Source organism: Cellulomonas sp. B6 (genome assembly GCF_001462455.1).
In the GTDB taxonomy this organism is placed as follows: domain Bacteria; phylum Actinomycetota; class Actinomycetes; order Actinomycetales; family Cellulomonadaceae; genus Cellulomonas.
Map to the genome: position 1 here is coordinate 1 of NZ_LNTD01000187.1, position 2982 is coordinate 2982.

The 2982-nt window shown below is 77.6% G+C and carries 3 protein-coding genes; all 3 read right to left on the reverse strand.

Translation table 11 applies throughout. From position 1 onward, the window contains the following. Positions 1-95 precede the first annotated feature (95 nt). Positions 96-1298 carry a DUF4350 domain-containing protein gene (locus ATM99_RS15365; RefSeq protein WP_062103734.1) on the reverse strand — a complete coding sequence of 401 codons (1203 nt, stop codon included), beginning with the start codon at positions 1296-1298 and terminating at the stop codon, positions 96-98. Next, positions 1295-1912, reverse strand: a complete 618-nt coding sequence (locus tag ATM99_RS15370; protein ID WP_062103735.1) for a DUF4129 domain-containing protein — start codon at positions 1910-1912, stop codon at positions 1295-1297. The genes ATM99_RS15365 and ATM99_RS15370 overlap by 4 nt, the downstream gene beginning before the upstream one ends. Before the next feature lie 19 nt (positions 1913-1931). Beyond that, positions 1932-2982, reverse strand: a 1051-nt coding sequence (locus ATM99_RS15375) for a glycerophosphoryl diester phosphodiesterase membrane domain-containing protein (protein WP_150118325.1), incomplete at its 5' end; no start/stop codon positions are given.

The window sequence follows — 2982 nt, forward strand, 5'->3', positions numbered from 1 at the left end:
TGCCGCGGGCGCCGCGGCGGAGGGCCCCGCCGGGGGCGTGGCCGGCTGCTCGGGCCCGGGCACGGGCGTGGCCGGGGGGTACGGCGTCTCGTCGGTCACGGTCGGTGTACCTCGCTCTCCAGGTGGTGCAGGTCGTCGGCGAGCCGCAGCAGGCCCGGGTCGTCGGTCGGTGGCGGGCCGTACAGCAGGGTCTCGACGTCGCGCGCGTCGCGTCCCGTGGCCCGCACGAGGGCGTCGATCAGCGTCGGTGCGTCGGCCGAGCGCGGCAGGCCCAGTCGGTGCGCGACCCGCGCGGCGGTCCCGGCGCGCAGCGCCGCCCCGGCGTGGCCGTGCGCCCGCGCCCGGCGGTACAGCCGCCCGCGCCCGCGGGTCGTCTCGGCCGAGCGCACGACCACCGGCAGCGGCTCGGCGACCACGGCGCCGAGCCGGCGCGCGCGCCACACGATCGTCACCACGAGCACGAGCGCGAGCCAGGCCAGCACGGGTCGCACCCACGGCACGAGGTCGGTGATCGAGGTGCCGGACGCGCCGTCGGGCACGACGCCCACGTCGTCGAGGCTCGGCACGTACCAGACGACGCGGTCGCTGCGGCCCAGCGCACGCAGCACCAGCGCGGCGTTGCCATCCTGCGCGAGCGCCGCGTTGGTGAGCGGCTCGAGGTCCGACAGCGCCGCGACGCGGCGACCGTCCTGCTCGACGACGACGTACGCGCCGTCGCCGGCGCCGGGTGACGACGGGAAGCACACGACCGCGGAGCCCCCGACGTCCTCGTAGCCGCCGGCCGCCGTGATCGCGCCCGCCGCGGCCGCGTCGGGGTCGGCGCACGACGCCTGCCGGGTCGTGCGCGGCGCGTCCTGCCCGGTCGCGACGAGGTCCGGGGCGAGGCTCGTCAGCGCCCACCCGGCGTCGACGAGCACGAGGTCGTTGTCGAGATCGGCCAGCGCGTCGACCTGCGCGGCCGAGAGCCACTGGTCGCCGACCACGAGCACCGTGCCGCCGCCCGCGGCCGCGCTCACCGCGGCGCGCGTGGTCGTCACGTGGCGGACCTCGACGCCCTGCCGCTCGAGGATGCGCGCCGCGGCCCGGGCGCCACGGTCTCCCGGGTTGTCGGGCGCGCCCGGGGTCGTGCTGGTCGGCGGGGAGGGCAGCGCGAGCACGAGCGCACCCACGAGCGCGACACCCAGCACGACGAGCCAGGGGCGCGCGCTGCGCCACCTCGCGGCACCCCGGCTGCGCGCGGTCGAGCCGTCCCCCAGCACCTCCCCGACGGCGAGGGCGGGACCGGCCGTGGCGCTCACGCGTCCACCGCCACGGGTCGCGCGGCGACCACGGCGGCGTCGAGCTCGCGCATCGCCGCGTCGTCCTGCGGGCCGGCGACGCGCTCGCCGTAGACCACCTCGTCGAACAGGTCGCCGGCGCGCAGCAGCGCCGTGGCGTGCTCGGGCAGCGCCGCACCCGCGTCGCGGGCCGCGCCGTGCGCCGTACGACCGGGACGCTCGTCGAGCAGCGTCCGCTCCTCGAGCCCCCGCACGACCGCGCGGTACCGCTCCGCGACCGCCAGCGACCACGCGCCCTCGCGTGCCGCGGCGTCCGCCGCGGCACGCAGCGCGTCGGCGGTGCGGCGGTCGTCGCCGCGCCGCAGGGGCGCGGCCCGTCGCCGGGCGGAGCGCCGCACCGGCCCGGCCACGCGCAGCGCCACCAGCACGACGACCAGCACCACGCCGGTGACGACGAGCAGCCACGTTCCGCCCGACATGCCGATCGAGGGCAGCTGCTCGAGCTGCTCGCGGATCCACGTCAGCAGACGCTGGAGCAGGGACTGCTGCTGGTGGTAGATCGGGTCGAGCAGCTCCTGGCGCGCCCACGCGCGCGCGGTCTCGGCATCGGGCTCGACCGGGACGCCGAGCCTCATGCGGTCCCCACCGCGCGCGTCACGCGTCCGCCACCGCGGCGCGTGCCAGCTCGAGGTCGAGGCCCTCGCGCCGGATCCGCACGTCGACGTAGAGCAGCGCGACGACGGCCGCCATGAACGTGGTCGACAGCGTCAGGCCGACGACCTGGCCGAGCGCTGTGATGATCACCGTGGCGGCCTGGGACCCGGTCGCGACGGTCACGAGGCCGGCGACGAAGCTCGCGGGGAGCACGAACAGGTACATCAGGACCGACACGAGCACGTTCGCGAGCAGGTAGATGCCGAGCAGGCGCCAGAAGGACCCACGCGTGAGCCGCCAGGCGCGCGCGACGGTCGGCCAGAAGCGGCGCCCCTCGAGCATGAGCGCGGGCGGCACCAGCAGCAGGCGGGCGGTCAGCCACACCGTCGCGACGACCATCCCGACCCCGCCGAGGAGGGCGAGCGCCACGGCACCGCCCGGCGTGCCGGCGGCGGCCAGACCCACGACGCCGGCGAGCCACAGCGCGACCACCAGGGTCGTGGCCGCCAGCTGGAGCAGCGCGAACCCGACGACGAGCCAGACGCGGCGCGTGCGCACGACCTCGCGCAGCGCGACGCGCTGACCGATCACCGACCGGCTGACCGAGACGATGAGCAGTCCGGTGAGCACGGACGTCACCGGGATGAGCAGGGGACCGCTGAGCGCCTGCCCGGTGCTGCTCGACAGCAGCTCGGACATCATCGCGGACTCGGCCGTCGAGACGCCCTCCTGGGCGAACGCGTCGCCCATCCACGCGTTGAGCATGCTCGACAGGTAGAGCTGCACGAGCGTCTGGAGCGCGACCGCGACCGTCACGACGAGGGCCGAGAGGCCGAACATGACCGACGGGTTCGCGCGCACCGCGCGGACGGCGCCGTCGAGCACCTCGCCGAGACCCAGCGGGCGCAGCGGGATGATGCCCGGCTGCAGCGCCGGGGCGCGCCACCCGGGAGCGCCGGCCCCCCCGGGGGCGCCGGCCTGCCACCCGGGGCCGGGACCCGCGGGAGGCGGGGGAGCGCCCCAGGCGGGCGGGGTCGGCGCCGCGCCCCAC